Source organism: Paenibacillus foliorum (assembly GCF_013141765.1).
GTDB lineage: Bacteria > Bacillota > Bacilli > Paenibacillales > NBRC-103111 > Paenibacillus_S > Paenibacillus_S foliorum.
In genome coordinates this window covers 1-4,395 of sequence record NZ_WHOD01000064.1, presented here as the reverse complement: position 1 = coordinate 4,395, position 4,395 = coordinate 1, and the positions used below count along the sequence as shown (strand labels likewise).

The following is a 4,395-nucleotide window of genomic DNA, read 5'->3' as shown; positions in this document are numbered from 1 at the left end:
GCGTTAGTTGAACGGTTATGGCTGCTTTCATTGAACTATCGTACCCTTACCGTTAGCTTAATAAAAAGAACAGGCTAACGCAGCACTTGCCCATCCATGCGTTATTCAACTATTACCTGATAGTTGAACATTGGTTGGCCCTTCCTCTATAATTTACCTTTTACCTAACTAAATCTATAATTAAAACAAAAGTCAAAGGTGGTGTTTTATGATTTTACAAACCGATCGTTTGATTTTGCGTGAGTTTACCCCGGAGGATGTTCAGGCAGTTCACAACTATGCTTCCGACATTGAAGTTTGCCGATACACGGACTGGGGGCCGAACACGCTTGACGACACACGAGCATTCATCGAGGACGTTATTGCCTCTCAAAGTGAGCATCCAAGAAATCAATTTACGGTTGCAATTGTGGTCAAAGAATCAAATTCGTTAATTGGAGCGAGCAGTATAATCAAGAAAGAAGTATTACAAGGTGAAGTGGGTTACGTCCTGAATCGAGACTATTGGGGTCATGGTTTTGCGTCCGAGGCTGCTAAGGCTATGCTGAACTTCGGTTTTAAAGAACTGAAACTTCATCGCATATGTGCTACTTGCAGACCTCAAAACAAGGGCTCCTTTCGTGTAATGGAGAAACTCGGTATGCGCAAAGAAGGTCACTTCCGTGAACATCTATTTTTCAAAGAGAAATGGCACGATTCGTTTCTATATAGTATTTTGTCTTCGGAATATTAGTCTGAAGTAGCATTTCTGTACCAAGAATTAATCACATTCTTTATGGAGTATTCTGCCCGTTACTTCAACGAGGCTGCCGATTTATGCTGGCAGCCTCGTCCTAGTTTCATATTGAACAAACGTACCCGTTAGTCTAACATGGCTGCAATACTATAAAGCAGAAGCCTCGCTCTGGTTGCACTCAACCGTTTCTGTAGGTAAATGCTGACTCCATAGCATTATTTATATTATACTGATTGATTGAGAGGAGTGTGACTAATTTGTTGCTAGATGAAATGATTGAGTACAACAAAGAATTTGTCCAAAATAAGGAGTACGAAAAATATTTAACGTCGAAGCTTCCCAACAAAAAGCTTGTCGTTGTGTCTTGCATGGATACCCGGTTAACGGAACTATTACCGAAAGCAATGAACTTACGGAATGGGGACGCGAAAATTCTCAAAACAGCCGGTGCTGTTGTCTCCCATCCCTTCGGCAGCATTATGCGAAGTATCGTTGTTGCGATTTATGAACTAAATGCTCATGAGGTTTGCGTTGTAGGGCACCACGATTGTGGCATGGCCAATGTGAACCCAACTGCAACAACAAAGAAAATGATTGAGCGTGGAATTTCAGAACAAACGATTGCGACATTGAATTATGCAGGACTTAAGATAAATGACTGGTTACGCGGATTCGATTCTGTTTCGGAAAGTGTGAGCCAAAGCGTTAAGGTTATTCGGAACCATCCATTAATCCCAAAAGATATTCCGGTGCATGGTCTGGTAATCAATCCGGAGACTGGAGCCTTAAACATTGTTGAAAATGGTTATAAGAATCACCACTAAGAATTTCCCACGCTAACCTGTTTGAAAATAACTGCCCCTACTTCAGCAGGCTGCCAGATGATTTGGCAGCCTGCTGTCATGAAGCTATAGTTCCTGTACCAGGCCCCTTAGTACTTTCAATACCATTCAGACAGTGTGGAGAACCGTTCCATACGCATTAATCAATTATATTTACCTCCACACTAAACTGCCCGTTAGTTGAATAAATGTAACCATATCGCTTTAATTTATCAAGAAGCTCTGGAAACTTATCCGGAGCTTCTTTTATTGCATAATGCTAGTACTTATGTTGTGTTTGTCAAGAAAAACGGAACATCCTTTTATTGGGAATTAAAACATTTTAAGGGTATATGATCCTTGGCTATACTATACAAAAAATGAACGTACTCAAGGAAGCAGTGACTTCCTATGTACGTCCATTTAAACTATCGTTTCCATTAGTACTAGAATAACTAACCACTTAAATTAATTACCAACTAAAACCAATCCAAGAATTACTCAAGAATCCTTATAGCCAAAGTACAAGCTAATTTTTCAAATCCCAGCGATTTAGCAATAGCTACTGACGAACTATTGGACATTAAAGTTTGATAATGCATCGTGAAACCATCTTCTAACCCTTTCCTAGTTAAAGCACTTACAACTGCTTTGGCGTGTCCTTTACCTCGATAATCTGGGTGACTTAAAATACCTACGCTAAGAAAACCAGATTCCTCTACTCTCCAAGAACCTGCTGCTACAATTCTTTCATCAGATATCCTTGCTAGTATTGGTTGTCTATTGATTTCTATGGAGCTATGCTCCCACTCTGTTTCAGAGCAAGATTTACGTAAATCATTAAGTAGAGATAGTTGATTTGAAGTTACAAGTTCTACAACTTCAAGGGAAGATGCTTCAAGAAATGAAGCCCTATCAATGTATCCCTGAAATGCAGGACCAATAACCTTGTATTTACCTATATCAATTGACTTTACAAGAAAATTCGCATCAAAAGTTTCCATTGGATGTCTACCACTGATGGCCCTTTTTATATATGAGGTATACTTAGTGGGAGACGATATAATGCTTGTCGTTCCATTAAAAAAGCAATAAATACCATTATATCCTTTCAAAGTCTTGGAGTGTTCACGAACTATGACGTTCGGAATAGTCATTGATGAAATATCACAATCAAATCGCTCTGCCCAATCCTTATATACTTTAAATCTGGTTTCTTCATCCAACTAACACACCCCCATCTGCTATTTACCCCACACTTCTTCCTTTCAACCTATACTTTAACATAAGGAAACGTCCCCCTACTTGGAAAAAAGCCCCTTTTATTTAAAACAGGATTCTTGCCTTCAAATTAAAGTACAGATAGGTAAACCAAGATAATATAATGATGTGTTTTGGCACTTCCATCAACTCCACAAATTGTATTATTTATACATACGCAATGAAGTGTTCATGATTGCACAATTAAACAAATCTGCCCGTTACTTCAACAGACAAAGGCAGCCGGTCGTGTGCCGGCTGCCGTCATATTGTGATTGAATTATAGTTCATCGTTAGCGCAATGAAATGTAGCTCGGATGATCTTCACTGTTTATCGTATGCGTCTCCTAAAGCAATAAAATTGTCTTCTAACCAAAAAATTCGATTCCCTTTAAGTTGAAAAAGCTGGTCTAACAATTCTGCGAATGACAACGCAATAATCGGTGTTTCTCCCACTAAACCATGCGTTTCATGAAAACTATCATAACACCTTCCAAGGCGTTCAGGGTGCAAATCGATCGTTATAAAATCACCATTCCCACAATCAACGATAATCCTTGGTTATGTCATCCTCCACTTCTTCACCAAGGATCTCTAAATTAGCCAAATTAATCTCTATTGGTGGAATCACACGATAAGGAAAATCAGAATCATTGAAAAGCTGCATGCCACCGCACTCTTTATAAAACTCTTCAAGATCGGATGGCAATATGTGAGAAGAACGAAGTTTTGGTAAAGCCGATGCAGGATAAACTTCACAGTTTGAAAGCGTCTTGGCTTCGTTAATAAACCGAATAACGTTACTCATGTCATCGTCCTTTCTCCGGCTGCTCAATGTTTCTTTAAACTCTCGTTCCCAGATAGCTTAATGAAATGGAAGTTATACACTTAGTCCTAACTTATCAATGAGAAAATCACCTTGTTCGATTTTCAATGTTTTCTTTTCTTTACTAAATTCCCATCCATTTTCAATCGCATATCTTATTAAACGTTCACAATTCCTTGGCTTGTGTGGGATGAAGTGCCAGCTACCTTCCCATGTAAATAAGACTTCAAAATATGAAGTTTTTGATGAATAGACCTTAAAATTCACAAATTTATTACTAGGGATTTCATTAATAACGCAGTGGAATTGAGAACCATTTACCATTATCTTTTTAGTTCTTTTACAGAATGTCTTCCCCATTAATATGACCCTCCTGAATACGACATTTTTCAAGCATGACGAGTCATAATATTACTTTGAAAGTATAGCACAAATTGGAATTAAACTGCCCGTTAGGTGAACAAAGGCTGCCGTTCGTACTGGCAGCCTAGTTCTTATTGTTTGTTGAGCTCTCGTTCTGCGTTAGTTCAATGATATATCATCTTAGTTATTTTTATTATTTTTTTACAGGCTAGGCACCATGTACCCATTTTGATATGTGGAGGCCAATGATCAGTGTCAGCAATATCGTCAGCTTGAAAGAACGTTTTAGTAATGAGTACTCCCTCCTGTAAAAAATTCAGCTTTCATCCATTTCATAGTTAAAGGTAATATTTCCACAATCATCAGTGATTCATTCATAAAATAAAAAG

The 4,395-nt window shown here is 38.4% G+C and carries 5 protein-coding genes; 2 read left to right on the top strand and 3 right to left on the bottom strand.

Annotation, left to right across the window (positions count from 1 at the left end; translation table 11 throughout):
* Positions 1-208: 208 nt before the first annotated feature.
* Together GC093_RS16515 and GC093_RS16510 are read left to right on the top strand one after the other, a co-directional pair.
* Entirely contained in the window at positions 209-733 is a 525-nt protein-coding gene (locus GC093_RS16515; RefSeq protein WP_171652997.1) for a GNAT family N-acetyltransferase, read from the top strand.
* Positions 734-1,008: 275 nt separating this feature from the next.
* Positions 1,009-1,560: a beta-class carbonic anhydrase gene (locus GC093_RS16510; RefSeq protein WP_171652998.1), complete on the top strand. Its 552-nt coding sequence runs from the start codon at positions 1,009-1,011 to the stop codon at positions 1,558-1,560.
* A gap of 494 nt (positions 1,561-2,054) precedes the next feature.
* Here GC093_RS16510 and GC093_RS16505 read toward each other — a convergent pair whose 3' ends face one another.
* The 3 genes from GC093_RS16505 to GC093_RS16495 all read right to left on the bottom strand — a co-directional run bounded on the left by GC093_RS16505 (position 2,055) and on the right by GC093_RS16495 (position 4,003).
* Positions 2,055-2,783, bottom strand: a complete 729-nt coding sequence (locus GC093_RS16505) for a GNAT family N-acetyltransferase (protein ID WP_171652996.1) — start codon at positions 2,781-2,783, stop codon at positions 2,055-2,057.
* A 578-nt stretch (positions 2,784-3,361) separates the two neighbouring features.
* A complete protein-coding gene (locus GC093_RS36000) occupies positions 3,362-3,625 on the bottom strand; it encodes a hypothetical protein (RefSeq protein WP_246314607.1) in 264 nt (87 codons plus the stop codon).
* A 72-nt stretch (positions 3,626-3,697) separates the two neighbouring features.
* Complete coding sequence (locus tag GC093_RS16495; RefSeq protein WP_171652995.1) at positions 3,698-4,003, bottom strand: hypothetical protein; 306 nt, start codon at positions 4,001-4,003, stop codon at positions 3,698-3,700.
* Positions 4,004-4,395 lie beyond the last annotated feature (392 nt).